This window comes from Pigmentiphaga litoralis (assembly GCF_014651835.1).
GTDB classification, from domain to species: domain Bacteria; phylum Pseudomonadota; class Gammaproteobacteria; order Burkholderiales; family Burkholderiaceae_B; genus Pigmentiphaga; species Pigmentiphaga litoralis.
Genome location: NZ_BMXQ01000001.1, coordinates 3241945 through 3267246, shown reverse-complemented (window position 1 = coordinate 3267246; position 25302 = coordinate 3241945). Strand labels below are relative to the sequence as shown.

The 25302-nt window shown below is 66.1% G+C and carries 25 protein-coding genes and 1 riboswitch; of the genes, 5 read left to right on the top strand and 20 right to left on the bottom strand.

From position 1 onward, the window contains the following. Positions 1-7: 7 nt before the first annotated feature. The gene (locus tag IE116_RS14850) at positions 8-937 is read left to right on the top strand and encodes a LysR family transcriptional regulator (RefSeq protein ID WP_189613607.1); all 930 of its coding nucleotides are present in this window, start codon (positions 8-10) and stop codon (positions 935-937) included. Positions 938-984: 47 nt separating this feature from the next. On the opposite strand, the gene IE116_RS14845 is transcribed toward IE116_RS14850, so the two are convergent. Continuing rightward, entirely contained in the window at positions 985-1986 is a 1002-nt protein-coding gene (locus tag IE116_RS14845; RefSeq protein ID WP_189613606.1) for a Bug family tripartite tricarboxylate transporter substrate binding protein, read from the bottom strand. A gap of 97 nt (positions 1987-2083) precedes the next feature. Here IE116_RS14845 and IE116_RS14840 point away from each other — a divergent pair, with 97 nt between their 5' ends. Continuing rightward, a complete protein-coding gene (locus IE116_RS14840) occupies positions 2084-2941 on the top strand; it encodes a LysR family transcriptional regulator (RefSeq protein WP_189613604.1) in 858 nt (285 codons plus the stop codon). Here IE116_RS14840 and IE116_RS14835 read toward each other — a convergent pair. Genes IE116_RS14835 through IE116_RS14820 form a run of 4 tightly spaced genes read right to left on the bottom strand, consistent with a single transcriptional unit; the run spans position 2931 to position 7486 of the window. Further along, the gene (locus tag IE116_RS14835; protein WP_189613602.1) at positions 2931-3332 is read right to left on the bottom strand and encodes a YkvA family protein; all 402 of its coding nucleotides are present in this window, start codon (positions 3330-3332) and stop codon (positions 2931-2933) included. The genes IE116_RS14840 and IE116_RS14835 overlap by 11 nt on opposite strands. Beyond that, positions 3329-4501, bottom strand: coding sequence for a tRNA nucleotidyltransferase/poly(A) polymerase-related protein (locus IE116_RS14830; RefSeq protein ID WP_308428236.1), 1173 nt, complete (start codon positions 4499-4501; stop codon positions 3329-3331). The genes IE116_RS14835 and IE116_RS14830 overlap by 4 nt, the downstream gene beginning before the upstream one ends. 6 nt (positions 4502-4507) lie before the next feature. Continuing rightward, on the bottom strand, positions 4508-5485 hold the full coding sequence (locus IE116_RS14825; protein ID WP_189613599.1) for a complex I NDUFA9 subunit family protein: 978 nt from the start codon (positions 5483-5485) through the stop codon (positions 4508-4510). Between the two features lie 21 nt (positions 5486-5506). Next, entirely contained in the window at positions 5507-7486 is a 1980-nt protein-coding gene (locus IE116_RS14820; protein WP_229828187.1) for a lytic transglycosylase domain-containing protein, read from the bottom strand. Between IE116_RS14820 and IE116_RS14815 the strand changes: the two genes are divergently transcribed. Beyond that, positions 7485-8219, top strand: a complete 735-nt coding sequence (locus tag IE116_RS14815; RefSeq protein ID WP_268249237.1) for a 5-formyltetrahydrofolate cyclo-ligase — start codon at positions 7485-7487, stop codon at positions 8217-8219. The genes IE116_RS14820 and IE116_RS14815 overlap by 2 nt on opposite strands. Here the strand turns inward: IE116_RS14815 and IE116_RS14810 are convergent. Further along, positions 8188-9204 carry a LysR family transcriptional regulator gene (locus IE116_RS14810; protein WP_189613595.1) on the bottom strand — a complete coding sequence of 339 codons (1017 nt, stop codon included), beginning with the start codon at positions 9202-9204 and terminating at the stop codon, positions 8188-8190. The genes IE116_RS14815 and IE116_RS14810 overlap by 32 nt on opposite strands. Before the next feature lie 232 nt (positions 9205-9436). Between IE116_RS14810 and IE116_RS14805 the strand changes: the two genes are divergently transcribed. Beyond that, complete coding sequence (locus IE116_RS14805; RefSeq protein ID WP_189613593.1) at positions 9437-10423, top strand: tripartite tricarboxylate transporter substrate-binding protein; 987 nt, start codon at positions 9437-9439, stop codon at positions 10421-10423. Positions 10424-10495: 72 nt separating this feature from the next. Here the strand turns inward: IE116_RS14805 and IE116_RS14800 are convergent, their stop codons facing one another. From IE116_RS14800 to IE116_RS14775, 6 genes are all read right to left on the bottom strand, one after another. Continuing rightward, entirely contained in the window at positions 10496-11734 is a 1239-nt protein-coding gene (locus IE116_RS14800) for a type II toxin-antitoxin system HipA family toxin (protein ID WP_189613590.1), read from the bottom strand. Further along, positions 11731-12102: a helix-turn-helix domain-containing protein gene (locus IE116_RS14795; protein WP_189613588.1), complete on the bottom strand. Its 372-nt coding sequence runs from the start codon at positions 12100-12102 to the stop codon at positions 11731-11733. The genes IE116_RS14800 and IE116_RS14795 overlap by 4 nt, the downstream gene beginning before the upstream one ends. A gap of 202 nt (positions 12103-12304) precedes the next feature. After that, positions 12305-13177 (bottom strand): methylenetetrahydrofolate reductase [NAD(P)H], encoded by an 873-nt coding sequence (gene metF / locus IE116_RS14790; protein WP_229828186.1) that lies wholly within the window; start codon positions 13175-13177, stop codon positions 12305-12307. 42 nt (positions 13178-13219) lie between these two features. Further along, positions 13220-13558 carry a phage holin family protein gene (locus IE116_RS14785; RefSeq protein WP_189613586.1) on the bottom strand — a complete coding sequence of 113 codons (339 nt, stop codon included), beginning with the start codon at positions 13556-13558 and terminating at the stop codon, positions 13220-13222. 85 nt (positions 13559-13643) lie between these two features. Further along, complete coding sequence (gene ahcY / locus IE116_RS14780; RefSeq protein ID WP_189613584.1) at positions 13644-15062, bottom strand: adenosylhomocysteinase; 1419 nt, start codon at positions 15060-15062, stop codon at positions 13644-13646. Positions 15063-15186: 124 nt separating this feature from the next. Next, a riboswitch (S-adenosyl-L-homocysteine riboswitch) is annotated at positions 15187-15288 on the bottom strand. Continuing rightward, a complete protein-coding gene (locus tag IE116_RS14775; protein ID WP_189613582.1) occupies positions 15281-16369 on the bottom strand; it encodes a glycosyltransferase family 4 protein in 1089 nt (362 codons plus the stop codon). (Overlaps the previous riboswitch by 8 nt.) Positions 16370-16551: 182 nt before the next feature. Between IE116_RS14775 and IE116_RS14770 the strand changes: the two genes are divergently transcribed. Then, positions 16552-17403: a DNA-binding transcriptional regulator gene (locus IE116_RS14770; protein ID WP_189613580.1), complete on the top strand. Its 852-nt coding sequence runs from the start codon at positions 16552-16554 to the stop codon at positions 17401-17403. Here IE116_RS14770 and IE116_RS14765 read toward each other — a convergent pair. The 8 genes from IE116_RS14765 to IE116_RS14730 all read right to left on the bottom strand — a co-directional run bounded on the left by IE116_RS14765 (position 17376) and on the right by IE116_RS14730 (position 25264). Beyond that, entirely contained in the window at positions 17376-18245 is an 870-nt protein-coding gene (locus tag IE116_RS14765; protein ID WP_189613577.1) for a cupin domain-containing protein, read from the bottom strand. The two genes, IE116_RS14770 and IE116_RS14765, sit on opposite strands and share 28 nt — an antisense overlap. Positions 18246-18291: 46 nt before the next feature. Next, entirely contained in the window at positions 18292-19170 is an 879-nt protein-coding gene (locus IE116_RS14760) for an amidohydrolase family protein (RefSeq protein ID WP_189613575.1), read from the bottom strand. A gap of 14 nt (positions 19171-19184) precedes the next feature. Continuing rightward, positions 19185-20141, bottom strand: coding sequence for a tripartite tricarboxylate transporter substrate binding protein (locus IE116_RS14755; RefSeq protein WP_189613574.1), 957 nt, complete (start codon positions 20139-20141; stop codon positions 19185-19187). Between the two features lie 17 nt (positions 20142-20158). After that, positions 20159-21148, bottom strand: coding sequence for a Bug family tripartite tricarboxylate transporter substrate binding protein (locus IE116_RS14750; protein ID WP_189613572.1), 990 nt, complete (start codon positions 21146-21148; stop codon positions 20159-20161). Then, a complete protein-coding gene (locus tag IE116_RS14745) occupies positions 21145-22203 on the bottom strand; it encodes an ABC transporter substrate-binding protein (protein ID WP_189613570.1) in 1059 nt (352 codons plus the stop codon). The genes IE116_RS14750 and IE116_RS14745 overlap by 4 nt, the downstream gene beginning before the upstream one ends. A gap of 8 nt (positions 22204-22211) precedes the next feature. Continuing rightward, entirely contained in the window at positions 22212-23228 is a 1017-nt protein-coding gene (locus IE116_RS14740; protein ID WP_189613568.1) for a Bug family tripartite tricarboxylate transporter substrate binding protein, read from the bottom strand. A gap of 114 nt (positions 23229-23342) precedes the next feature. Beyond that, positions 23343-24446 carry a porin gene (locus IE116_RS14735; protein WP_189613566.1) on the bottom strand — a complete coding sequence of 368 codons (1104 nt, stop codon included), beginning with the start codon at positions 24444-24446 and terminating at the stop codon, positions 23343-23345. Positions 24447-24634: 188 nt separating this feature from the next. Next, positions 24635-25264 carry a flavin reductase family protein gene (locus IE116_RS14730; protein WP_189613564.1) on the bottom strand — a complete coding sequence of 210 codons (630 nt, stop codon included), beginning with the start codon at positions 25262-25264 and terminating at the stop codon, positions 24635-24637. Positions 25265-25302 lie beyond the last annotated feature (38 nt).

The following is a 25302-nucleotide window of genomic DNA, read 5'->3' as shown; positions in this document are numbered from 1 at the left end:
CCCCACCATGATCGAAGCCTTGCGTGATTTCGTCAGCGTCGCAACGCTGGGCAGTTTTTCAGGCGCGGCCCGCCAGCAGAACGTGGCCGTGTCGTCCATCACCCGCCGCATTGAAGGGCTGGAAGCCGAGTTGCGCGCCAAGCTGTTCAACCGCAGCACGCGGGTGCTGACCCTGACCGAGGCCGGGCAGGAACTGCTGCCCCGGGCGCGCGACATCCTGGCCGAGGTCGACGACGCGCGCGACGCGGTGTCGGCTTTGCACGCCGAGCCGCGCGGCACCTTGCGGGTCACGGCGCCCACGGCGTTCGCACGCCTGCATATCGCCCCGGCGCTGGGAAGTTTCCTGGCCCGGTATCCCTTGTTGAATGTGGAGCTGGCGACGAGCGACGAGATGTTCGACCTGGCCACTGACCGGATCGACGTGGCGATCCGTGTCGGCATCCTGCCCGACAGCGATCTGATTGCCGCCCACCTGGCGCCGCAGCACCGCATCGTGTGCGCCAGCCCGGCCTACCTGGCGCGGCGGGGCACGCCCAAGACCCCGGACGACCTGCTGCAGCACGATTGCCTGAACAAACACTTCGGGCCCGTGCCGTCGGGATGGTGGACGTTTGCGGGGATCAATGGCTATCGGCCGCTGCCCGTGCAGGGCAGCTTCCGTTCCAATGACACCCCCAGCCTGCTGCAGGCGGCCGTAGCCGGTGTGGGCATCGTGCACCTGACAAGCTGGCTGGTCAGCACCGAGATCGCGTCAGGCGCGCTGGTGCCCCTGTTCAAGGACCTGCCGGGCTATTCGACCCGGCAGTCCGCCATCTATGCCGTGCGGCTGTCGGGCCGGTCGCAGGCGACCAAGACCACGCTGTTCATCGAACATCTGCGCGAGAAGATCGGATCGCCGCCGTACTGGGATGCGGTGTTCGGCCCGGCGCTGCGCTGACTGCACGCATGCACCGGGCCGAAGCCTGAGGCTGCAGACGACAGCCCTTATTCCGCGCGAATGTCGGCGTCCTTGGCGACCTTTGCCCACTGGCGGATTTCCTGGTGGAACTGGGCGGCAAAGGCCGGAGCCGACTGGGGCGCCGCCTCGGCGCCTTCACGCAGCAGCAGTTCCTTCATCTCGGGTTTGGCCAGCGCCTTGTTGATTTCGGCATTGAGCTTGGTCACGACTGCGGCAGGTGTGCCGGCCGGTGCAAGCACGCCCCACCACAATTCCATGTTGTAGCCAGGCGCGCCGTTCTTGGCGAGCGGCGGAATGCCGGGGGCCACCGCCGACGGCTCGGCGCTGGTGATACCGAGTGCGCGGACCTTGCCGGCGCGCACCTGAGGCATGATCGACGGACCGCTCGCGATCAGGACCTGTACCTGGTTGCCGATCAGGTCGTTGATGGCCGGGCCCATGCCCTTGTACGGCACATGGGTCATCTGGATGCCGGCCGCCTGCGCGTACTGGTGGGTTGCAAAGTGGTTGATGCTGCCGATGCCCGAGCTGACGTAATTGAGCTTGCCCGGCTGCGCCTTGGCCAGCGCGATCAGGTCCTGTGCGGTCTTGACGGGCAGGCTGTTGGTGACGGTCAGGATCAGCGGACCCTTGGCGACCATGGCAATCGGAGTAAAAGCCTTGTCGGGATCGAACTGGGTGTTGGGCTGCACAGCGGCGTTGGTCGTGAAGGTCGACGACACGAACAGCAGGGTGTAGCCGTCGGCCGGGGCGCGCGCGACCGACGCAGCGCCGATGGTGCCGGTGGCGCCTGCGCGGTTGTCGACCACCACGGGCTGGCCCAGGGCGTCGCCCAGGTGCTTGCCCATGGCACGCGCAAAGACGTCATTGGATCCGCCCGGCGGGTTAGGCACGATGAGGGCGATCGGCTTGTTCGGCCAGGCGCCTTGCGCCAGGGCAGCGGTACTGAAGGCGGAGCCCAGGGCGGCCACGGCAATAAGGCAGACGGCGCGGCCGCGGTGGGCCAGTGGACGGGGCGTACGAGCCATTCAAGTCTCCAGAAGTGTTGTTGTGATCCGGCGATTTTTCATGAGCGGATAAACTTAGGCCAGCTATTTTTTATCGTCTGGCCCTTTAGGATCCCTAATGAAAGTCGAGTTCCTCCACACCCTGTGCGCGGTGATCCGTCGCGGCACCTTTGCCGCGGCTGCGGAGGACGTGCATGTGACCCCTGGCGCGGTCAGCCAGCACATCAAATACCTCGAACAGCACTTCGGCCAGTTGCTGTTCGACCGGTCGTCCCGCCGGGCGCATCCCACGCCGTTTGCGCTGGAACTGGCCGAGACGGTGCAGGGCACGCTGGACGCACTCGAATCCCTGCGGACGCGGGACGAAACCGACGTCTCGGGCCGGACGCGGCTGGGCACCATCGATACGGTGCAGGCCACCTTGCTGCCCGGCGCGCTGAAGTGGCTGCGCGACCAGTATCCCAAGCTGGACGTGGAACTGGCGCGCGGCCGATCCGACCATCTGCTGGGTGAGCTGAATGCCGGCACCCTGGATGCCGCCGTCGTGGTGCGACCCCTGACGGGCGGGTCAAGCCGGCTGTTCTGGCAGGTTTTGCGCGAAGAAAAGATGGTGCTGGTGGCGCCACCCGACGCCACGGGCAAGACCGTGCAGGAATTGCTGCAGCAGCACGACTGGATCCGCTTTGACAAGACGTCGACGGGCGGCATGATCGCCGCGCAGTTCGTGGAGCGGCTGCAGCCGCGCATGCGTGCGCGCATCGACCTGCTGTCCAGCCATGCCATCGTGGCCATGGTGTCGGCAGGTCTGGGAGTGTCGGTGATTCCGCAGCCTTACGAGCCGCTGCGCCGGGCCTATGCGTTTCGCGAAGTGGACCTGGGAACAAAGGGACCGACGCGGCAGGTCGCGTTTGTCTGCCGGCAGGCGGACAAAGACAAACGCAGCATTGGCGCGCTGCAGGAAGCGTTCAGGCTTTGAACCCGTCAACCTTCGCGCCGTCGGCGGTGGCCGCGTCGATCGTGGCCGCGGGGTCGGCGCCGAACCAGCTGTCGACCTTGTTGCGCGCCTGTTCCTTGACTGCGCCCGTGATGTACATGGACGTGACCACCAGGGCCGCCGCCATCACGCTCAGGTCGTCGGTGTAGCCGACCAGCGGCGCAAAGTCAGGTATCGCATCCAGCGGCAGAACGAAGTAGCCCAGCGCGCTGTACATGGCCGCCTTGGCCCACTTGGGTGTGGCCGGGTCTTGCGCTGCGTAGTGCAGCCACAAGGCCTTTTCGACCACTTCGCGACCCGCCTTCTTGGCATATCGCGTCAGCTTTTCACGAAAGCTTTCGTCGGAATAATGCGTTTCGTACGTCTTGTTCATGCTTCATCCTCGTGCCCGTCCAGCGGGGGTTCGATTGACTGCTGCGTCTGCTGCGCCAGATGCCGGGCCAGCGCATCCCGCCGGGCGGTCCTGACCGCGTCCTTGATCGACGCCGGCGTCTTGGCATGCTGCGCGGCGATCGCGCCGGCATCGACGGCGCGAGCCACGTCCAGCCAGCCCATCCACCGGGCGCGCCATGGCTCGCGATCCACCGGCAGGATCATTGCCGCGCTGTCCAGCAGCTGCGCCAGCCGGTCCGGCTTGCGCAAGGCATCGGTCATCTCGAACAGGCTGATGACCTGTTCCGCCGAGGGCGATGCGCCGATGCCGTCCAATGCCTGCAGCAAACTCTGCAACAAACGCGCCTGATCGGCGCATTCCGTCGGCGTGCGCAGCCGCTTGGCCAGCGACGCAGTATCGGCGGACTCGACGCACAGCAGGGCATAACGTCCGGCCAGGGGCAGCTCGTGCTGCGCGGCCCGGTCGATCAGGGCGGCCACGCGCGGCGTCCAGACCAGGCCGGGCGCAACGCGGGGCAAGGCATGGGTGTCGGCAAGCACATCCAGCATGCGGGACGGACGATCGAGCATCAGTCCCCGGGACACTTCCTTCCACACGCGTTCGGGCACCAGCGCATCGACCTCGCCGTCGTCGACCATGTGGCGGCACAGGGCCAGCGTTTCCGGCGCAATGGAAAAGTCCGTGAAGCGCGCCGCAAAGCGCGCCAGGCGCAGCACACGCACAGGGTCTTCCGAAAACGCCGGGCCCACGTGACGGAAGATCCGGTCGGCCAGATCGCGCTGGCCGCCGTAGGGATCGACCAGCCGGCCGTCGGCATGGCGGGCAATCGCGTTGACCGTCAGGTCGCGGCGCCCCAGGTCGTCTTCCAGCGTGACTTCCGGACCGGTATGAAAGGTAAAGCCCTTGTAGCCGCGGCCGGACTTGCGTTCGGTGCGGGCAAGCGCGTACTCCTCACGCGTGGTGGGATGCAGGAAGACAGGAAAGTCACCGCCAACCGGCAAAAAGCCCCGGTCGGACATCTGTTCGGGCGTGGCGCCGACCACGACCCAGTCCTGGTCGCCCGCCGGCAGGCCCAGCAAGGCGTCGCGCACGGCGCCGCCCACCACATACACGTCCAGCCCGTCGAGGGCGGGGTCGGCTGCCGCCATGCCGCGTTACGTATTGCGGCCGTGGCGCGCGCGAACGTCGTCGAAACGCGTGCGCGGATGCTGGCCGGAAAGGTAGTCGGGCGCCACCGCGTCGAGCGAGGTCGGATGCAGGTCCAGTTCAGGCGCCAGTGCGTCGTTCATCACGTTGTCGGTCGCGAGCGAGTCCAGATTGTCGCGCGACATGATGGGCTCGCCGGGCAACATTTCCATGAAGCCGGCCTGCAGCTTGCCCAGACCCATCGGGATCTTCACGACCGGACGTTTGTGTCCACTCCACAGCGCAGCCAGCCGGACCAGTTCGCCCAGCGTAAAGACCTGCGGGCCGGCCAGCGAATAGGTCTTGCCGTAGGTGCGGGGATCATCCAGTGCATTCGTCATGGCCTGCGCCACGTCGCCCACGTAGATGGGCTGCAGCTTGGCATCGGCGCCGGCGATCGGCAGGACCGGGAAGAAGCGGGCCAACCGCGCGAACAGGTTCATGAAGCGGTCGTGGGGACCGAACACGACCGATGGCCGGAACACCGTCAGGGCGTTGCCTTCCACGGCATCGAACGTACGATGCACGGCGGCTTCGCCGTCGCCGCGCGAGCGCTGGTACATGCTCTTGCCAGCCGGATCGGCGCCCAGCGCGCTCATGTGCAGCAGGCGGGTCACGCCGTGGCGGACGCATGCCCGGGCGATCCGGTCGGGCAGGTCGACGTGCATCTTGCGAAAGGCAGTGCCATACGGCGTGCCGCGGTCGCCGTGCAGCACGCCCACCAGATTGATGACGGCGTCCTGTCCGGCGATCAGGGTATCCAGGTCGCGATCGTCGTGGATGTCGGCTTCGATCGCGCTGACCGTCGGCAACAGGATCAGATGGCGCGCACGGATGTAGCGGCGTGTCGGGATGACGATGCGTTTGCCTTGCGCGGCCAGTTGGGCAACCAGATGGCTGCCGATAAAGCCCGAGCCGCCGATCACGAGGACACGTTGGTGTTTCATGGAGTGATGTCTTCTTCTAATCTAGGGAATCAGGGTCGCGTCGACCGCTTGTTGGGGCGCCACCGTACCCAGGCGTGCTTTCAGGGACTGCGGCTGCCCCGTGAAGAGGGCGGCGTAATAGGTGGCGTTGGACAGGACTTTCTTGACGTAATCCCGCGTCTCGGTGAACGGGATGGTCTCGGCGAAGATGGCGCCTTCGACCGGACCGGGCAGCGTCGAGCGCCAGGCCACCGGGCGGCGCGGGCCGGCGTTGTAGCCAGCCGACGCAAGCAGCGGCGAGCCGCCCAGGTCGTCGAGCACGATGCGCAGGTAGCTCGTGCCCAGCATCAGGTTGACGTCCAGGTCGTTGACGCGCGATGGCGAGAAGTCCGCCATGCCAATCTTGCCGGCGACCCATTTGGCGGTGGCGGGCATCAATTGCATGAAGCCCGATGCGCCCACGCTGGACCGCGCGTTCATGATGAAGCGCGATTCCTGGCGGATCAGCCCGTACACCCAGCTTTCGTCGACACCGACGCCGCGCGTGGTCCGGACCAGCTGATCCCGGAAGGGCGTCACGAAACGCAGGTTGAAGTCATGCTGGCGCACCGTGCGGTCCGCCGTGTTGACTGCGCGATCGTAGATGTTTTCCAGATGGGCCAGCTTGGCGGCGGCGATCAGCTCGCGGTCGTCCATCGTGCGCAGCGCGTAGTTCCACTCGCGGGTGGCCTCGGTGCGCCAGTTCAGCTTGAACAGGGCCAGGGCGCGCTGCAGCGCCGGGTTATATTGCGCGGCGGCCAGTTCCTGCGGCGTGATCGGGGGGGCCGTCGTCGGGATGGTGGTCGGCACGCCCAGTTCTTCGGCGGCCAGCTGACCGTAAAAATTGAACTGTTCGGCGATGCTGCGGAACGCCGCCTGGCCTTCGGGCACGGCGCCCGTGGCGATCAGCGCGCGGCCGCGCCAGTAGACCCAGCTGGCCGGGTCTTCTTTCATGCCTGATGGCATTTCGTCCAGATAGCGCAGCACCAGCCGCCAGTCGACCGGCTGCTGGCGCAAGGCGGTTCGCACCCGCCATGCATGGTTGTATTCCGTCAGCTCGGCGCCTTCGCCGGCGCGATACCAGTCGATCGCCACCGGATCGAGCTTGATGGCGGCGGACAGCGCGAACTGATTGCGCAGCCAGGCCACGTCGGCCGGCGGCAATTGCCGCATCCAGTTGCGTTCGAAATAGGCATAGCCGACCTGCGGGTCGGTCCGGGCAAGCCGGCTCAACGCGTCGACGATCAGTTCGCGGCTGGCGCGGTCGCGCGGCGGATCCGCCTGTTTGACCAGCCAGGGCATGGGCGCATCGACCAGCGTGTTGAAGGCCTTGAGCTGGACCGGGTTGTAGACGTAGCGTGCCACCCGGCGCGCGTTGGGCAGCGAATTGTTTTCAAGCTGGCCGCGCAGCTGGACGATGAAGTCTTCGGTCTGCATCACGCCGTCGGCCTGCAGGCGGTCGTACAAGGACCAGCAGACATCGCCCGGCGAGAACAGCTCATTGACCCGCTTGAGCGACACTTTTTCGCCGCGGGCATGCTGTGCGAGCAGAATGCCGCAATCGACCTGCGGGGTCGTGACGGTGGTGTCGGCATAACTGCGGATGGCGTCATAGTCGCCCGTGCGCGCGGCGGCCAGCACCAGGTCGCCCCGCAGCCGTTCGGCCAGGTAGGTGCCACGGTGCACGGTCAGAAAGGCATCGATCTCGGTGACCGGCGTCGGCTTGCGGGGATCCAGCGTCTGCTGGCGCAGCCACCAGTATTCGGGATACGCCGCCAGCACGTTGCCCTGCACCTGCGGAATCAGCGCCCGCACCGTCTCCCAGTTGCCGCTCTGGCTGGCCGAGTAGGCGGCCATGAGGGCGGCGTCGGTGCGCGGCGCGGACGTCTGCGCCTGCGCGCAGCCACTCAGGCCGGCGGCCGTGAAGGTGACCGCGGCAAGCGCGATAATCCGGGATGTGATGAAACGAGCGAAGTGAGCCATGGCGGGTAGGATAGCATCGGGAAAACCGCAAGACGGTGACCCTGCGGAAGAGGACAGGAACGGCGCGCCGGCGCAACAGAAGGCGGGCAGCGCGGCATCCGACACGGCGGCCGCGACAGCACCCGGCTTGCGTGCCGGATTGCGCGCTGCGCGGACTGCCATGGGCCCGGCCGCCCGTGCTGCTGCCGACGCCCGGCTGGCGCAGTCCCTGGCCATCTGGACGGACGCGTGGCTTGCCAACCGGCGCGCCAGGGGTTTGACTCGTCATGCCGTGGCTGCGTTCTGGCCGATCGGCAGCGAACCCGATCTGCGCGGTCTGTATACGCATTTGGCGTCTCTGGACGGCGTCACGCTGGCGCTGCCGGTGGTCGCGCGCCAGGCCGCGCCGCTCCTGTTCCGCCGCTGGTCGGCGGGGGGACCCATGGCATCCGGCGCCTACGGCATTCCGGAACCCGATGGCGACGCCGTTCCCGCGCCTGACCTGGTCCTGGTGCCGCTGCTGGGCTTTACCGACGAGGCAGACCGGATCGGGTACGGCGGTGGCTATTACGACCGCACGCTGGCGGACTGGCGCGCCCGGGGACTGACCGTCACGACCATCGGCGTCGCCTATGCCTGCGGCCGGCTCGCCCCGGGCACGCATGCGCCCGAACCGCACGACGTCAGGCTCGACGCGGTTGCAACCGATGCAGGGTGGGTGCCTACGGCGCCGCCGGTGCCGCCCGCGGGATGATCGTCGTAGGGGCGGTCGCGCCGGTCGTGGCATGGGTGGACTGGGCGGCGAGCGCCAGCAGGTTCTGCAGCGGCTCGGCGGTATTGGTTTCGCGATAGGCCACGCCCAGCGGTGACAGCGGCGGCAGTCGCGCCGGCAAGGTCACGTCCAGCAGACAGATCCGTGGATTGGCCAGCATGCCCTTGGCCACGCTTCGCGGACAGATCGTGGCGGCGTCGCCCTGCTGCAGCAAGCCTTCAAGCACCGGAACCGACACGGTCGACACCATCAGGAACCGCGCATCGGGAAAGTTGCGCAGCACCACCGCATCGAAAATGGCGCGCACTTCGATGTTGACGGTCGGCATGATCCATCGGCTGTCCGCCAGGCTTTCCAGCGACACGTCGGCCTTTCCCGCCATGGGGTGGCTGGCCGCGCCGATCACCACGACGTCGTCCGCCAGCAGGGGGGTGAACGCAAAGTCCGCCGGCAGGCTGGGCGGCGCGCGGCAGAACACCGCGTCCAGATGGCCGGCCAGCAGCAGCGGAAGCAGGGCGTTGCCGGCGTTTTCTTTCACTTCGAGGTGGACCCCGGGGTAGTCCGCACAGAACAGCTCGAGCAGCGCAGGCAACACGGTGTAGGACGCGGCCGGGATCGCGCCCAGCCTGAGGGTGCCCGTGGCCCCGCGCTGGAGCGCGGAGAGCGATTCGACCGCGCCCAACAGTCCGGCCATCGCGCCGCGCGCTGCGGCAATCAGCGCTTGCCCCGCGGTCGTGGCACGAATGCCGCGCGCGTGGCGATCGAACAGCTTCACATCCAGCAGGCGTTCGAGGTCGCCAACCGCCTGCGTGGCGGCGGACTGGCTGAGGTGGATGCTGGCGGCGGCCCGGGCAATGCTGCCATGGTCGTCCATGGCCACGAGGAGTCGCAATTGACGCAGTCGACCATGTGTCATCAGCCGGGCAAAGAGGACCTTTGCATGGGCCGACGTCGTTAAGTCGGACATTCGATTCCTGGAGTGGGCTGGCGGATGAGTGAACACTGACTTCACGGTACGCGCATGTCCACGCATCGACAAAGGAGATATCTGCTAGCAAACGTTGCCTGTCGAGCTATCGGTGCAACCGATAGCTGAGCGCGAAAATCCATTGGTGCGTCGCACTGTAAGTTCCTACAGTAGCGCCTCTTCGGTAGGGCGTACGCCGGCGTACGTTCAATCCCTGACTCAGGAGGATCCCGTGTCTGTTGCTGTGACGGCCTTCTTGCGCCGTGTCGTTCTGGTTGCGTGCGGGGCGTTGTCCACGCACGCCTTCGCCGACGCCGACTTTCCCGTGCGGCCCGTCAAGCTGGTGGTGCCTTACGCCGCGGGTGGCCCGACCGACCGTATCGCGCGGGTGGTGGCCGACGCGCTGCGGCTTGAGCTGGGCCAGCCGGTCGTGGTGGACAACCGGGGCGGCGCAGGCGGCATGGTGGGCAGCGAGGCGGTGGCCAACGCGGCGCCCGACGGCTACACCGTCGGCATTGCCACTGTCAGCACCCTGACCGTCAACCCCCTGTTCAACCCCCGCGCGGCGGCCATCAACCGACAGCTGACGCCGCTGGTCCAGCTGGTCAGCGTTCCGGGCGTGATTTCGGTGCATCCGTCCATGCAGGTGACGGATTTCGCCGGCTTCGTCGCGGCGCTGAAGCGCGCCCCCGACACGTACAGCGCCGCGGTCGCCGGGGCAGGCACCATGAGCCACCTGCTGATCGAGGCGCTGGCCCACACCCTGCGCGTGAAGATGCTGACCGTGCCCTACCAGGGCCAGGCATCGGCGGTGGGCGATGCGCTGTCCGGAGTCGTGCAGATCATGCCCGACCAGTTGCCGACCGCCCTTGCCCACATCCGTTCGGGCAAGCTGATTCCGGTGGTCGTGGCCAACGATCGACGACTGTCCGAACTTCCCGGCGTGCCGACTTTCAAGGAACTGGGATACCCGGATCTGAATGACCTGGCGACCAGCTGGTTCGGCCTGGTCGTCCCGGTCGGCACGCCGCCCGCCATTGCCGCGCGCCTGCAGTCGGCGGCCCGCAAGGCTGTGCAGCGCCCGGACAGCAGCGCCCGGCTGCATGCCATGGGCGCCCGGGTCATCAACGGCGACGCGGCGTCATTCGCCGCGTCGGTCGACGCGCAGCTCAAACGCAATCAGGCGATCGTGCAGCGGGCGCATATCCGGCTGGATTAACGCCAGGGGCTGGCGGGCGGGCAGTTGAACCTGCGCGTTCTGCCAGCTGGAAGACGGTGGTTTGTCGTCGGGTCATGGGTGCTGCAGCGCCCGGCGACGCTGATCGAGCAAAAATGGCCGGTCAATCTGGTCCGCGTAGCGTGCGATCACGGCAGAGGGGATTCCGGCTGCCGCGAAATGGGGCTGCCATCCCTCCACCACCCGTGCGACCACGGCCATGTCGGCCTGTGCCTGCGCCGTCGTCAATCCGTAGGCTTTGCACAGCGACATGGCGTTGTCCAAGGTTGATGACGCGCCGTCTTCGCCCACGTCCATAGACTGATACCCCAGGGCCTGACCGGTAGGCAACACATCGAATGCAGGCGACAGGACGTAGTGCTGCGCATCCGTCATCAGCAGCGCGTGATTCTTTTCGTGGTCGTCGGTGTTGTCGACCAGGATGTTGAACACCAGCCGACGGAACAGTTCGCGCATCTGCGCGCGGTGTCTGCCGCCTGTCGGGTCGCCGCGCCGCCGAAGCAGTTGGGCCAGATCGGGGTAGGCCAGTTGTGCACCGGCCGCGCGCAGGGCGACGTTGGCAGACAGGGCATGCAAGCGCATCGCGCCCTCGCGGTCGAAACGGCGCACCGCGACAGCCGTGCCGCGTGCAAGCTGGACCGCACGCGTATCGGCGACAACGATACCGGCGTGCGCCGCCAGGGTCATCGTGGCGTGTTCAACCCAGGGCTCGAACGAAAAAGCTTCTTCCGCAAACTTGAGCACCCACTGTTCACCGTCAATATCGATCAGCGCCTTGGGCCGCGCGCCGCCCATTGTGGCGCCCGGCGCGATCAACCGGCGATACCGTTCGTCAACGGCTTCGCCCTTCAGGATTTGCTGGGTCAGCGAATGCAGTTGATCGATGTCGGCCAAGGTCGGCAACGCGCCGCGTGGATGCGGCAGGTATGCCGTTGCCGATGACGACACGCCCAGCGCCCCGAAACGATCGTCGCCGGCAAGGAAAAGGTAATCGAGCAAGGCAAGACGGGGCGGGCGATCAAGCAGGCGTATGACGCGCTCTCCCCAGCGATCGGGGCGAGCGTCATCAACCGCGCCAGCCGCGGTTTCCCTTACGCTGGGCAAGTGTTCGATATCGATCAGCGGAAGGTCTTCGCTTAGCGGGAAGCCTTGCTTCAACCAGGGGGCGGCATAGCGCAGGCTCACACCCCGGGACTGGACCAGCAGCCGAAGTTCGCCGATCGGAAGCGGCGCAGAGGGAAGCCCCAGGTACCAGAGGAAACGCGTATCGGCAGCCTGGATAGGTGCGTTCATGACGTTTTCGCTCTGTCGCGTCCAAGCTTTGCCTGAACTGATGCCGCCGTCCGAACGGCCCGTCGTCGGGTCGCGCCTCGAATGTCGAGTTCGAGCGCGCCAACGTCATGAACGGGGTCAGCCAGTTCGGCCAGCTGGTTTGATCGGCCCATCATCCAGAGTGCCGTGGCGTAGATGCCCATGCTGACGCCGGGATCACCGCGCTCCATACGGACGAGCGTCGGCACCGAAATGCCGATGCGTTCGGCCCACTGCCGCTGCGATTCTTTGCGGCGCACGCGGGCCAGCGCCAGGTGTTCGCCAAGGCGCGCCAGGGAACTGGTCACCTGAGGTGGCAGCGCCGTCAAGCTGGGGGAGGCTTTGGACATACATAAACTTTATCGTCTTGGCCAGGAACGAGCAAGTTTATATTGCTTCAGAATGGGTGGCGCCTTGTGGAGACGGACGGCCCAGCCTGTATGGGACACCCGTCCATCCGGCCATATACAACATAAAGCTTCTTGAAGCTGACGATTCAAGAAGCTTTATTTGGCTTTGGCAAGGTATCGGCTTGCCAGCCATGCCCCGCCCCTACAGTTCCAGCTGCTTCCAGATGCCCAGCGTCGCTTCCGCCGAGTTCATCGTGTAGAAGTGCAGGCCGGGGGCGCCGCTGTCCAGCAGGGTCTGGCACAGCTCGACCATGACATCCTGGCCGAAAGCGCGGATGGACGCCTTGTCGTCGCCGTACGAGGCCAGGCGCAGGCGGATCCAGCGGGGGATTTCCGCGCCGCACATGTCCGAGAAACGGGCCAGCTGGCTGTGGTTGGTGATCGGCATGATGCCGGGCACGATGGGCGCAAGCACGCCCTTGGCCGTCGCGCGATCCAGGAAATCGAAGTACGCGTCGGCGTTGAAGAAATACTGGGTGATGGCGCCGTTCGCGCCAGCCTTCATCTTGTTCACGAAGTGCGTCAGGTCGGCATCGGGGCCGGCGGCCTGGGGATGCATTTCCGGGTAGGCCGCGACTTCGATGTGGAACCAGTCGCCGCTTTCTTCGCGGATGAAACGCACCAGGTCGCTGGCGTACCGCAATTCGCCCATGTCGCCCATGCCCGAGGGCATGTCGCCGCGCAGCGCCACCAGGCGGCGGATGCCGGCCTTGCGGTAGCTGGCAAGGGTCTCGCTCAAGCTGTCCAGCGTCGAACCGACGCAGGACAGGTGGGGCGCCACTTCGTAGCCGAGGCCCTGCAGGGTGCGCACCGTGTTGAGCGTGCCTTCACGGGTGGAGCCGCCTGCGCCGAACGTCACGCTGACATAGCTGGGGCCGACGGCATACAGCTGCTTGGCGGTCCGGACGAGCCGTTCCTGGGCAGCGTTGTCGCGCGGCGGAAAAAACTCCAGGCTGATGGCAGCGGGAGCCTCTGCCTGGCTGGCAGAGTTCGGAGAAGAGACATCGGAGATCACGAAGGGCGCCTGAGAAATGAAGTAAGAGCCAGGAGGCAAGGGTCAGCCGGGAACGATGGACGACAACAAGCCGGAAATCAGGCTGTACAGCAATGCGCCGATCACGGCCCACCAGAAACCGTTGACCTGGAAGCCCTTCAGGATGGACCCGGCAAACCAGAACAGCAGGGCGTTGAGCACGATCAGGAACAGGCCGAGCGTCACGATGGTGATGGGCAGCGTAAGCAGCACCAGCAGCGGCTTGACGAGCATGTTCAGCAGGCCGAGCACCAGCGCGGCGATCAGCGCCGAGCCGAAGCTGGCGACGGTGATGCCGGGAAGCAGATAGGCGACGACAAGCAGGGCAACCGCATTCAACAACCAGACAAGCAGCAGGGTCATGGCAAGGACCTCCTAGGGTGTGGGTGACCCCGGCGCGTGCACGCCGGGGCGGGTGGTGAGCCGTGACGGCCGATCGGGCGAACGATCAGTAGCGGTAGGTTTCCGGCTTGTACGGGCCGGCGACCGGGACGTTGATGTACGACGCCTGGTCATCACGCAGTTCGCTGAGCATCGCGCCGAGCTTCTTCAGGTGCAGACGCGCCACCTTTTCGTCCAGGTGCTTGGGCAACACATAGACCTGGCCCGACGTGTACTTGTCGTTGTGGCGCCAGAGTTCGATCTGGGCGATGGTCTGGTTGGCGAACGACGACGACATCACGAACGACGGATGGCCCGTGGCGCAGCCCAGGTTCACCAGGCGGCCCTGCGCGAGCAGGATGATGCGCTTGCCGTCGGGGAAAATGATGTGGTCGACCTGCGGCTTGATTTCTTCCCAGGTGTACTGCTTGAGCGACGCGACATCGATTTCGTTGTCGAAGTGGCCGATGTTGCAGACGATGGCCTGGTCCTTCATGGCCTTGGCGTGCTCATGCGTGATCACGTGGTAGTTGCCGGTCGCGGTCACGAAGATGTCGGCCTTGTCGGCGGCATATTCCATGGTGACGACCTTGAAACCTTCCATCGCGGCCTGCAGGGCGCAGATCGGGTCGATCTCGGTCACCCACACTTGCGCGCTCAGGGCGCGCATGGCCTGGGCGCAGCCCTTGCCCACGTCGCCGTAGCCGCAGATCACGGCAACCTTGCCGGCGATCATGACGTCGGTGGCGCGCTTGATGCCGTCGACCAGCGATTCACGGCAACCGTACAGGTTGTCGAACTTCGACTTGGTGACGGAGTCGTTGACGTTGATGGCCGCAAAGGCAAGCTCGCCCTTCTGCGACATCTGGTACAGGCGATGCACGCCGGTGGTGGTTTCTTCGGTCACGCCACGCACTTGCGCCAGGCGGGTCGAATACCACTTCGGATCGCGCTTGAGCTGTTCCTTGATCGAGGCGTACAGGAATTCTTCTTCTTCGCTGGTCGGCTTGTCGAGGATGGACGCGTCGCTTTCGGCGCGCGTGCCCAGGTGCAGCAGCAGCGTGGCGTCGCCGCCATCGTCCAGGATCATGTTGGCCTGGCCTTCACCTGGCCATTCGAAGATCTTGTGGGTGTATTCCCAATACTGGGCCAGCGATTCGCCCTTGACCGCGAACACCGGCGTGCCGCTGTCGGCGATGGCGGCGGCGGCATGGTCCTGCGTCGAGTAGATGTTGCACGAGGCCCAGCGCACGTCGGCGCCGAGCGCCTTGAGCGTCTCGATCAGCACGGCGGTCTGGATGGTCATGTGCAGGCTGCCGGCGATGCGGGCGCCCTTGAGCGGCTGCTCTGCGGCGAACTCGTCACGGATGGCCATCAGGCCAGGCATTTCGGTTTCGGCGATGCGGATTTCGCGGCGGCCCCAGCCGGCAAGGCCGATGTCGGCAATGATGTAATCGTTGGTCTTGATGTTCTGGACAGCGTTCATGGAAGCTCCAATGAACCTGCGCAGCGGAAAGGAGGGGTGACGGCAACGGGGCAGGCGGCGCGCGGACAAACCGGCGTCGACATGACCTGGAACGTGCTCACCATACCGCCCGCGTGTTGCAGGATATGGGTGAGCGCCGTTGCGGCAGACCGCAACGGCAAGGACGCCGGGGTCTGATCGATTCCTGAGCCTGGCGGATGGACCCGTCGCAGCGCTCCTCAGGAGGCGAGATTGTAGCCGGTCCGCGGCGCAATTGCAGCCCCTTGCGTGTCGGATGTCCGGTCCCAGGGTGGGGGCAGCGGGCGAGATGGATCCGCGGCCACCTGGGCATGCAGCAGCTCGCGGGCAATCTGTGCCCAACTGTGACCCAGCGCCTGCTGGCGGACCGCGGCGCGGTCCAGCTTGAGGGCGTCAAGGCAGGCCACGCGCAGGTCGTCGGACAGCACGCCGGTCAGGCGAGGGCGCAGCACGGCGCGCGGCGCAGCGTCCGGAAAGGCGGCCACGGGCGTGCCGCAGGCAATCGACTCCAGCATGACCAGCCCGAAGGTATCGGTGCGGCTGGGGAACACGAACACGTCAGCCGACCGGTAGTAGGGCGCCAGCGCCGAATGCGGCTGGCTGCCCAGAAACACTGCATCGGGCCAGGTCCGGCGCAGCCGCGCCTCGTCCGGACCGCCGCCCACCACGACCTTGGTGCCGGGCAGGTCGAGCGACAGGAAGGCGTCCAGGTTCTTTTCCCGGGCGGCCCGGCCGACGCTCAGGAAAATGGGGCGCTTGTACGGCAGCGCGTCGCGTTCGCCCGGCGCAAAGTGGACCGTGTCGACACCACGCGCCCACACCTGCAATTTGCCCAGGCCGCGCTCTGCCAGCAGGTCGCGCACGGTGGGCGTTGGCACCAGCACCCGCTGGGAGGGCTGATGGAACCACTTCATGAAGCGCCACGTAATCCCGACCGGCACGCCCATGCGCGCTTTCAGGTAATCGGGAAACATGGTGTGAAAGCCGGTGGTGAAGCGCCAGCCGCGTTGTTTTGCCAGCCTGCGCGCGGCCAGGCCGAGCGGGCCTTCGGTAGCGATATGCAGCGAATCGGGCAGGCGGCCGTCCAGCACGCGCAGCAGGTGGCGCATCGGTTCGATGCACAGGCGCACGTCCGGTTCGGACGGCGCCGCGATCGTGCGGCTGCCTTGCGGGCTGACGATCACGACTTCGTGCCCCCAGGCCGTCAGTGTCTTGACCATATAGGTCCAGGTATGGACCACACCGTTGACTTGGGGATGCCAGGCATCCGTGACGAGGACGATGCGCATGCGGGCGACTACAAGGATGGGGTGCCGTCATTTGGCCTGCGGCCGATGACAGGGCCAAGACAGCCCGCCGGCTTCCGGGCGTGTCCGGGATAATTCGCTACCGCGTCGCAGCAGCGGGACGATAGAATGGGCAGGGTTCTCCGAGCGTCTTTCTTCCTTGTATTTGCTTCGGCAAATCCTGCATGCCTTCCTTTCCTCCTGTTGAAGCGGTCGTCCGGGCCGTGACCCTGCTGGAATGCCTGAACCGGCATCCGGTGTCCAGCATCGCGCAACTGCACTTCCAGACTGAAATCCCCAAGCCGTCGCTGGTCCGCCTGCTCCAGACGCTGGAGGGCATGGGCTACGTGCGCCGGGGTCCGAAGGCGGGCGGCTACATGCTGACGTCCAAGGTGCAATTGCTGGCCTGCGGCTATCACAGCCAGCCGCGCCTGGTCGAAGTCGTGGCGCCCTTGTTGGACGCCGTGACCGAGGCCATCAAGTGGCCGGCCGCACTGGCCGTGCCCAGCAACGGCGCCGCCGTGATCTGCTACAGCACCATCCCGAATTCACCGCTGGCGCTGCTGCACAACAGCATCGACATGCGCCTGAGCCTGTTCACGCGTGCCCTGGGCCGCGCGTATCTGGCCTTTTGTGACGACGACGAACGCGAGGCGCTGATCTCGATGGCCGACGTGGCCGACAACCCCGAGAACGTCGCGTTGCAGGACCGGCGTTCGCTGGACGCGACACTGGAACTGATCCGCCGGCAGGGGTACGCCTTGCGCGACCCCAAGGTGCGGCCGGTGTCCAAGACACTGGCGGTGCCGCTGTTCGATGGCCAGGGCGTGGTCGGCAGCATCGGCGTGACGTGGTTCACGTCGACCTTGAGCGACGACGAAGGCGTGAAGCGGTTTCTGGCGCTGCTGCAGGAAGTGGCGGCCGAGGCCAAGACGGCGCTGTCGGCCGCCACGGATCAGGAAGCTGCGTCTGGCGCCGAAGGTCAAGCGGCTGCGTCAAGCCCCAACGGTCAGGAAGCCGCGTCAGGTGCCGCGTAGTCGCCGGCATTCGCCACCCACCCCTTGGCGATGAAGTCGGCGCGTGGCGGCGAAAACACATCGATCAGCAGATGTTTGCCCGGCCCCACACCTTCGCTGGTGTGGATGATCTGCACCGGCACCACCATCAAGGACGGCGAGCCCAGCCTGACATGGCGATCTTCCTGCCAGGCATCGGCATCCGGACCCCATTCCACCCGCAGGTGATGCACGAAGTCCCCGGCCAAGGCCAGCGACCCCTGCTCGAACGATGTGTGCGAATGCGGACTGAGGGCCTGCCGGTTCCGGGGGCCGTCGTACTCGACCCAGTTGATCGACATCGTGGCGCTCTGGAGCATTTTCAGGCGTGGCTTGTCGGGGGACGCGGCGACCTTGTCGATCGACAGGATGCGGATCCGGTCGGCATCGCGTATCGGACGATAGGGCGCGCCCACCGGGGCGATGCGCGGGTCGGGATCGGCATAGGCCGCTTCGTTCGACGCGCCGGCGCTTTGGCCTGCGGCCAATGACGAGAGCACGACACAGGTTGCGCCTGCAGCGAGCTCAAGCGTCCACGCGCCCGGGGGCACCAGGCAAATGCTGCGCGGCGGCGCCTCGGCGCGTTGCCCGTCGCCATTGATGGCGACAGCGGCGTCAAGCACCAGCACCATGGTCTCGAACGCGGAATCGATGTGTGCGGCATCACCCTCGGCACCGGCACGAGTCCAGGTGACGGCAAAGTTCTGGCCGCGGCCAGTCCAATGGCCCGTGCCGTCGGCCAGTGCTGCAGCCGGAGCAGAACCACTGCGGGTCGGGTCCAGCAGGCTGGGTTGACGTACTGCGTCGTGCATTGACGGGGGCATGGGCATCCTTGTCTGAAATGAGGGGAGGGCGGGGACCGGATGGCGGTCAGCCAGGCGCAAAACCGAAGAGCCGCGCAGGTGTCTCGCCCAATACTTTACGGCGGTCGGCTTCTAAGGGCAGCCAGCGGTGCAATGCCTGCAGCAAGGTGGCGTGGTCCGTGCGCTGCGGTGCGTGCAGATACGGCCAGTCCGATCCCCAGATGCACCGGTCCGGCGTGAAGGCGTCGATCAGGGCATGCACATAGGGGTCGACATCGTCGAAAGGGAACCCCTGCTTCGAAAAGCGGAAGACGCTGGCGAGCTTGATGATGGCCTCGCCCTCGCGCCCGAGTTCAAGCAGGGCCTTGAAGCCCGGCTGGTCCAGGCCGGCAGACAGGTCGGGGCGGCCGCAATGGTCGATCACGATCGGCAGTCGCGCGCGGCGCAGCACCGGCAGTGCGCCGATCAAGGTATCGCCCTCGTAATGCACCTGCGCGAACCACCCCAGGTCGCGCGCGATGGCCAGCGAACGTTGCGCCTCGGGAACGAACAGCGATGGACTGGCCGCAAAGTTCAGGTTGAATCGCAGCCCCACGACGCCCGCGTCTGCCATCCGCGCGAAGTCGGCCTCGGGCGTGTCGTGGGCAATGACCGCGACACCTTTGAAGCGCCCCTGGAAGCGCGTCAGCGTGCTGACCAGGCAGCTGTTGTCGGTGCCGTATCCGCCCAGGGGATTGATCAGGACGCCATGGGTGAAACCGTGCGCATCGAGCACGCACGCGAATTGATCGGCGCTGCCGATTTCGTTGGCGAGCAGGTCAAAGCCGCTGCTGTGGTGCAGGGGATGGCGCGCCAGGTCGTACACATGCGCATGGCAGTCGATCTGCCAGGTCGTTGCGGGTGTCAACGATGTGCCGGCAGGCGCGGATGAGGGCAGGGAATGCATGGCACGATTCTCTTTCAAGTCGTGATGGCGGACATCATCGCGCCAAAGCGCGAGGTCTCATCGGCAAGAGTGCGCGCCAGCACGTCTGCCGGCATCAGGTTGACCCGCGTCCGCACACCTTCCATGGCCTTGGTATAGGACGGGTCGCTGGCCGCTTCCTGGAATGCCCGTGCCAGCGTGGCCACCACCTGCGCAGGGGTGCCCCGGGGCGCATAGACCGCAAAATGCGTCGAGACGTCCAGATCGATGCCGGCCTCGGCCAGCGACGGGATGTCCGGCGCGAGCGGAAAGCGGTTCTTGCCGACCAGCGCAATCCCTTGAATCGCTTTGGCCTCGATCTGCGGCATGAGCGTGCTGGGCGCGCCGATCACGGCTTCAAGGTGACCACCCAGCAGTCCCTGGATGGCGGTGGCGATGCCCGAATACGGAATGTGCGTGACGCTGCTGCCCAGCATGCGGGCCAGCGATTCCATGCCCAGGTGCGGTGACGTGCTGATGCCTGGAGATCCATAGGTCAGGACGCCCGGCCGCCGCTTGATGAAGTCGATCAGGCCGGGCAGGTCGGTGATCGGTGATCCCTTGCGGGTCGCAATGATGTACGGCACGGTCACCAGGTTGATGATCGGAATGAAGTCCGCAAGCACCGGCGCTGCTGGCTGCACGCGCGGCGCGATCGACATCAATCCCGAACCGCAGAACAGCAAGGTATAGCCATCGGGCGTGCTGCGCTTCACGCGCGACGCCCCCACGGTGCCGCCTGCGCCATTGACCGACTCGATCACGAGCCGGATGCCATGCGCCTGTTCGAGCGCCGGCTGCAAGGGCCGCAGATAGGTATCGGCGCCGCCCACCGCATAGGGGACGATCGCCAGCACGGGCCGCGCGGGATACGCGTCGGCCGCGAGCGCGGCGCGCCAGCTCACGGGCAATGCCGAGCATGCGGCGGCGATCGCAAAAGTTCGTCTTTTCATGGCGATATTCCTGGCGGTCAGTTAAGGGTGAGATGGCCTTTGTCGACCACCTGCTTCCATCGCTCGAATTCGACGCGCGTCATGTCGCGATAGCCGGCCGAGGTGGACGTCAGGGCCGTTCCGCCGATCTTGCCCATCTCGGCCTGCATCTCCGGCCTGCCGACCGCGCGGCGCACCGCATCCACGATGCGGGCCTGCACATCGGAAGGGATTCCCTTGGGGCCGACGATGCCGTAGTTCGCGTCCATCAGGACGCCTGGAAAGCCAAGCTCCCGCGTCGTCGGCACGTCGGGCAGGCTGGGCACGCGCCGGTCGCTGACGATGGCCAGGATCTTGAGCCGGCCGCTGGCGGCAAGCGGAATCACGGGCAGCAGATCGACCATCATCATCTGCACGTCGCCGGCCATGAGCGCGGCCAAGGCAGGAGCGGCGCCTTTGTACGGTACGTGGACGAGGTCGACCTTGGCTTCCTGCTTGAACAGCTCGGCGCCCAGGTGGGGCGTCGTGCCTGCGCCGGCCGATCCGTAGTTCATCGTGCCGGGATGTCGCCTGGCCTGCTCGATCAGGGCCGCAAGGCTGTCAATGCCCGACTGGCTGCGCACGACGATGACGGACGGCGTGCGCGCGGCCAGCGTCAGGTAGGCGATGTCATCCGGTGCATAGGGCAGCTTCATCAGGTTGGGCATGCCTGCGATGGGTCCGGGGGCCACCAGGGCAAGCGTGTAGCCATCGGGCTCGGCCTGGAGCGCCTGGCTCAGGCCAATGGTCCCGCCCGCGCCCGCACGGTTGTCGACGACAACCGGTTTGCCCAGGGCCTCACCCGCGAACCGGGCAACCAGCCGTCCGATGATGTCGGTCGGTCCACCCGGCGCGTACGGAACGATGAGCCGCAGTGGCCGGGTCGGCCACGCATCGGGCGCGGCGCCGACCGCAGCCAGCGGCAGGCCAGCCAGCGCAGCGACGCACAGTCCCCGCCCGATTGCCCGCATTGCCGCGCCCGGTCTCATGACTGCAGCACTTGATGCAATACCGACGCGTCGATCAGGGGCGCCAGCTGCGCGTGCGTGCGCGGCGCCCGCCCGGTTTCTTTCGCAACCCAGACGTCTTCTTCGACCATGGTGTCGAGCAGGCTGGACAGGAGGGTGCCAGGGTAGGTGTTGTGTGGCCAGGCCCGTTCGACGGACGGCAGGTCAAGGCGGGCGGCCTTGGCCACCAGTTTGGCCGCATCGCGGGGATCGCGCCGGATCTGCTCCGACGCGATCATCAAGGACCGCACCAGCGACACGATCTTTGGACGCAAAACCGGATCCGCCAGATTGCCCCGCGTGCTGTACAGACTGAACTGCTCGCGATAAGCGGCCGCATCGAAAAACGATATGGCATCCGCGCCAAGCGCATCGGCGCAGCGCTGCATTTCGGGTTCCCAGATCGTGACGGCGTCGATCTGCCCGCTGAGCAAGGCGTCCTTCATCATCGCCAAGGGGCGGGCGGTGCCCGACACAAAGGGCTCGACGCGCACCTCGTTGTCGTTGACGCCCGCGCTTTTGAGCATGCAATGCAGGTAATACGCCGACGAGGTTTTGGGCATGGTGCCGATGCGCTTGCCGCGCAGGTCGGCCAGCGACGCAATGCCTGCGGACCTGCGCGCAATGATGCGGTAGACACCCTCTGAAATCGTAAAGATGATGCGCAGGTCGGGGTTGTCGATGGAGTACCGCAGGCCCTGCGTTTCGGAATTGGTGGCAACGTGCGATCGCCCCGACGCCTTCAGGTTGGGCAGATCACCTTGCTTGTCGAACAGGCTGAGGATGCCGCCTTGCGCGATCTCGATCCGTCCGGCTTCGCGGGTGGCGCCCGCCAGCAGGACCGGCGCGAATTCGAGCGTGTCCAGATTGCCGAACACTTTCAGGGCGGCGGTATTCGCCGCGGCGGTATCGGTCGACGCAGCGCCCTGCGTGGACGGCGCTGCGCATCCACTGATCAGGGTGCCAAGGCCAAGGGCGGCGCCATAGCCCAGGACATGACGGCGCGAGGGAACGGGCACAACGGGTGGGGTCTGCATGGGGTGGCTCATTCCATGATGGTGGCGGCGATGGGTTCGACGATCGGACGCCATTTGTCCGTCTCGGTGCGCATCAACGTTTTCAGTGCGTCGGGCGAACCGCCGATGGCGCGCATGGCATACACGTCCAGTTGCTTGCGGCCTTCGGGGCTGGCCAGGAACGCATTGGTTGCGGCGTTTACCTTTTGCACGATGTCGGCCGGCAGGCCCTTGGGTCCGGCCAGTCCGTACCACCCGGTTGCATCGACATCGATCCCCAGTTCCTTGAGCGTGGGCACCGCGGGCAAGCTGGACGAGCGTTGTGGGCCCAGGACCGCCAGCGGCTTGAGCTTGCCTGCAGCAATGTGCTGAAGGTAGGTCGGGACCAGGTCGAAGCTGAGGTTCACCACCCCGCCAAGCAGGTCATTGAGCGCACCCGCCGATCCCTTGTACGGGACGTGCACGAGCGACGTGCCGGTGGCCCGTTGCATGAGCATGGCCGCCAGATGCCCCATCGATCCGTTGCCACCCGTCGAGTACGCCACCTTGCCGGGATTCGTCCGAAGGTAGGCAAGCAACTGCTTGACGTCATTGGCCGGAAACGAGGGGTGCGCGGCAAGCAGCAGCGGAACGTCGGCCAGCAATGAAATCGGCGTGAAGTCGGACAGCGGGTCGAATGGGGTATTGCGATACAGCAGCTTGTTGATCGACAGCGGGCCCGTGGTTGAAAAGAACAGGGTGTAGCCATCGGGCGCCGCAGTAGTCACCGCGGTCGCACCCAGGTTGCCGTTGGCGCCACCCCGGTTCTCGACGATGAAGGGCTGGCCAAAGCTGTCGTGCAGTTTCTGCGCCAGCAGGCGGGCGAGCGCGTCGGTCGATCCGCCAGCGGCGAACGGCACAACCAGCCGGACGCGCTGCGTGGGCCAGGCCGCGGCCGCCGCATGGGCGCGGGCCTGGAAGAGTCCGCCAACGCCGACAGACGCGCTTGCCGCAAGCCACTGCAACGCTTTGCGGCGGCCGGGATTGTCCGTGCGATCAAGGGTCATGCGTCTTGTCTCCTGGTCTTGTTCTTCATTGTTGAATCGATGGTAATGAGCGATCGAACGATTCGCGCGTGAACCGACGCGACATTTCGCTGAACGAAAACACGGTCATGTCGATCAGAAGAAGTGGGTGATGCCCAGATCGATGACACGTGACGCGCCATTGAGCGCAACGCCGGTGTAGGCGCCGCTGCCGTCCGACGCTCCGTAGTTCGACGCGTGGCGATTCTTGAGCCGCGTCAGGCCGCCATACAGCGTCGTGCGTTTGGACAAGGTGTGCCGGTAGACGACGCTCCAGATGTCGGCATCGAAGTTCGACACGGTCCGATCGTCATACCGTTTGTAGGACCCCGAGACGGTGTCGGCCCCCAGGTTGACCGTGCCGCCGACCATGTAGCTGTTGAATCGCCGGCTCCAGATGCTCGAGGCGCTGGCGGGGGCGGCGGCGCTGCGGGTGCCCTCCCATCCACCGAACTGGCCTGCGGCTGCCAGCGAAAACGTGCCGAAGTCGTAGCGCGCGGCAATCGTCGTGGCCCGGTCATCGCCTGCATCCGCGGCGTTGCCGACCTTGGCATAGGTCATGCCCGCAAGCAGCTTCTGGCTGCGATACGTGACCCCCAGGCCTTTCGTGTCGCCGCCGCGGGAAGGCAACGGCGCCACCTGTTCGCCCGGCGCGAACAGCAGCCTTGCGTTGAAGCCGCTGTAGGTGGGCGTCTGGTAGCTGATGGTGTTGTCGGTCCGGCCCCCCGCCGTGCCGGGCGAGCCGGACCACAGGGTGGCGATGACCGAGCCGATCCCCAGCCGCATTGGATCGATGGCGGTCAGCAGATCGAATGCCGGTGCGTAGGCGCGGCCTGCTTCGATGGCGCCGAACTTTCCGCTCAGGCCGACAATGGCTTTGCGGCCGAACAGGCGGCCGCTCTGTGCAAGGACGCCCGTATCGATGCCGAATCCGCTTTCAAGCTGGAAGTAGGCCTTGTAGCCGTCGCCAAGATCTTCGGTGCCACGCAACCCGAAGCGCGAGCCGAAACTGCAGCCCCCGCCGTTGACCTGGAAATTGGACCCGGCATTGCCGTGATGCATGGCAAGGCAGGCGTCGGCAACGCCATACAAAGTCAGGCTGGCAGTTGACGCCGCGTTCTGTGCGTGGGCCGCCGGCGCCATCAATAAGGCGGCCGTGGCAAGCAGGCCCAGTCTGATGCGGGGGGTGTCCTGAGTCATCGTGTCTCCTCTCGTTCGTGACTTCTTGTGGTCGTGGCTTCTTGTGAAGGCGAGCGGAGTCTAGGAGGGCGGCGAACGCGGCGCAACGGATCGTTTCACGCTTTCCGAGTGCCGGAATTTTCCGTTGTCTCAGGCGAAAAAAAAGCCCCACGGCGTGGGGCGTTTGAAGGGGTTGGAACGGGACGGCGTCAGCCGCCGGCCCTGACGAATGGCGCGCGCATTTCCACGATCTCGCCCACCGTCGCGTACTGGAAACCGCCAAGCCGGGTCAATGGTTGCGCCTTGACGGTATCGAAGCGGCCATCCGCGTCCACGCAATCTTCCCGCAAATGCAGGCCGACCACCCGGCCAAAGATGACCGTGCTTGGCGTCTCGCCCGGGTAGTCGGGCGCGATGTCGACACGCTGGATCATGCGGCATTCCAGGCTGGCGGGAGACGCGGCCACCCTGGGCGGCCTGACATGGGTCGACGGCGCCTTTTCAAGAGCGGCGTGCTCGAATTCGTCGGTGCCATGGGGCAGCGGCATCGACGTCAGATTCATGGCTTCGCGCAGGTCCCACGAAACCAGGTTCACGACGAATTCGCCAAGGGCGATCACGTTGGCGATGGTGTCCTTCTGTTCGCGGTCTTCTGGCGTGTTGCACGCGAACATGACCACGGGCGGCGCCGTCGACACCAGGTTGAACTGCGAGAACGGCGCGAGGTTGACGCGCCCGTCGAGAGCCATGGTGCTGATCCAGCCGATCGGCCGGGGCGCCACGATGGCATTGAAGATCGAGCGCTTGAAGCCGGGGAAGGTCAGGGGGTCGATGAACATGGAATGGCAGCAACGTGGAGGGCAGGGAAGGGAAATCC

Coding starts and splice junctions, on each gene's coding strand:
- IE116_RS14850 (WP_189613607.1), top strand. CDS start 8: ATGATCGAAGCCTTGCGTGATTTCGTCAGCGTCGCAACGCTGGGCAGT.
- IE116_RS14845 (WP_189613606.1), bottom strand. CDS start 1,986: ATGGCTCGTACGCCCCGTCCACTGGCCCACCGCGGCCGCGCCGTCTGC.
- IE116_RS14840 (WP_189613604.1), top strand. CDS start 2,084: ATGAAAGTCGAGTTCCTCCACACCCTGTGCGCGGTGATCCGTCGCGGC.
- IE116_RS14835 (WP_189613602.1), bottom strand. CDS start 3,332: ATGAACAAGACGTACGAAACGCATTATTCCGACGAAAGCTTTCGTGAA.
- IE116_RS14830 (WP_308428236.1), bottom strand. CDS start 4,501: ATGGCGGCAGCCGACCCCGCCCTCGACGGGCTGGACGTGTATGTGGTG.
- IE116_RS14825 (WP_189613599.1), bottom strand. CDS start 5,485: ATGAAACACCAACGTGTCCTCGTGATCGGCGGCTCGGGCTTTATCGGC.
- IE116_RS14815 (WP_268249237.1), top strand. CDS start 7,485: ATGGCGGGTAGGATAGCATCGGGAAAACCGCAAGACGGTGACCCTGCG.
- IE116_RS14820 (WP_229828187.1), bottom strand. CDS start 7,486: ATGGCTCACTTCGCTCGTTTCATCACATCCCGGATTATCGCGCTTGCC.
- IE116_RS14810 (WP_189613595.1), bottom strand. CDS start 9,204: ATGTCCGACTTAACGACGTCGGCCCATGCAAAGGTCCTCTTTGCCCGG.
- IE116_RS14800 (WP_189613590.1), bottom strand. CDS start 11,734: ATGAACGCACCTATCCAGGCTGCCGATACGCGTTTCCTCTGGTACCTG.
- IE116_RS14795 (WP_189613588.1), bottom strand. CDS start 12,102: ATGTCCAAAGCCTCCCCCAGCTTGACGGCGCTGCCACCTCAGGTGACC.
- IE116_RS14785 (WP_189613586.1), bottom strand. CDS start 13,558: ATGACCCTGCTGCTTGTCTGGTTGTTGAATGCGGTTGCCCTGCTTGTC.
- ahcY (WP_189613584.1), bottom strand. CDS start 15,062: ATGAACGCTGTCCAGAACATCAAGACCAACGATTACATCATTGCCGAC.
- IE116_RS14775 (WP_189613582.1), bottom strand. CDS start 16,369: ATGCGCATCGTCCTCGTCACGGATGCCTGGCATCCCCAAGTCAACGGT.
- IE116_RS14770 (WP_189613580.1), top strand. CDS start 16,552: ATGCCTTCCTTTCCTCCTGTTGAAGCGGTCGTCCGGGCCGTGACCCTG.
- IE116_RS14765 (WP_189613577.1), bottom strand. CDS start 18,245: ATGCCCCCGTCAATGCACGACGCAGTACGTCAACCCAGCCTGCTGGAC.
- IE116_RS14760 (WP_189613575.1), bottom strand. CDS start 19,170: ATGCATTCCCTGCCCTCATCCGCGCCTGCCGGCACATCGTTGACACCC.
- IE116_RS14755 (WP_189613574.1), bottom strand. CDS start 20,141: ATGAAAAGACGAACTTTTGCGATCGCCGCCGCATGCTCGGCATTGCCC.
- IE116_RS14750 (WP_189613572.1), bottom strand. CDS start 21,148: ATGAGACCGGGCGCGGCAATGCGGGCAATCGGGCGGGGACTGTGCGTC.
- IE116_RS14745 (WP_189613570.1), bottom strand. CDS start 22,203: ATGCAGACCCCACCCGTTGTGCCCGTTCCCTCGCGCCGTCATGTCCTG.
- IE116_RS14740 (WP_189613568.1), bottom strand. CDS start 23,228: ATGACCCTTGATCGCACGGACAATCCCGGCCGCCGCAAAGCGTTGCAG.
- IE116_RS14735 (WP_189613566.1), bottom strand. CDS start 24,446: ATGACTCAGGACACCCCCCGCATCAGACTGGGCCTGCTTGCCACGGCC.
- IE116_RS14730 (WP_189613564.1), bottom strand. CDS start 25,264: ATGTTCATCGACCCCCTGACCTTCCCCGGCTTCAAGCGCTCGATCTTC.